1 protein-coding gene is annotated in these 679 nt (G+C 45.1%); it reads right to left on the bottom strand.

The genetic code is table 11. The features are described from left to right. Nucleotides 1-572, bottom strand: a 572-nt coding sequence (locus HLH16_RS13720; RefSeq protein WP_171529760.1) for a helix-turn-helix domain-containing protein, incomplete at its 3' end; no start/stop codon positions are given. Nucleotides 573-679 lie beyond the last annotated feature (107 nt).

Below are 679 nucleotides of genomic sequence, written 5' to 3'. Positions count from 1 at the left end.
ACATACAAGCGTGTCGAAATCATATAGTCAAAGGCTGATTCTGATTCACAGAAGCGTAAATGCTGCAATTTGCCTGTGGCATCATCGATAAAGACTAGCAGACAGCATTTAGCGGCTCTTCCTTCAAACCAGTCATGGTGTGAGCCATCGATTTGTACCAGTTCACCATAACAATCTCGGTTATATCGAGGCTGATATGGGCGTTTCAGGCGCTTGGAGCGAGGAATCCATAAATCGGCTGCAATCATCCAGCAACGCAGGGTTTCCACTGAAAGATCGAATCCATGAACGGTAGTGAGCTTTTCATGCGCTAAAGTGGGTCCGAAACCATGGAGTTGATCCGAAACAATATTGAGGCACTTGAGTCTGAGTTCTTCAGGAAGTTTGCAGTTGCTGGTTTGGCCACGACCAGCATGGGCTAATGCAGCTGGGCCTTGAGCTTTGTATTTCTGCAGTAAGCGTCTGATCTGACGTTCTGAAATATGAAGTAGCTGAGCAGCCTGGGATTGAGTTATGCGTTGATCGCAGATTTCCTGCAAGACCGACAATCGTTTAAGTTCTTTATCCGACATAGACACCAACATATCAAACCGTCCGCTTCAATAATCGCAAAAGTGCATATTCTAAAAGCGGACATTTTTACTTTGGAGAAACCGGACATTTCTATTTTGGGCTTACA

Origin of the sequence: Acinetobacter sp. ANC 5378, from assembly GCF_013004315.1 — a bacterium.
GTDB lineage: Bacteria > Pseudomonadota > Gammaproteobacteria > Pseudomonadales > Moraxellaceae > Acinetobacter.
This window is presented reverse-complemented; position numbering and strand designations above follow the sequence as displayed.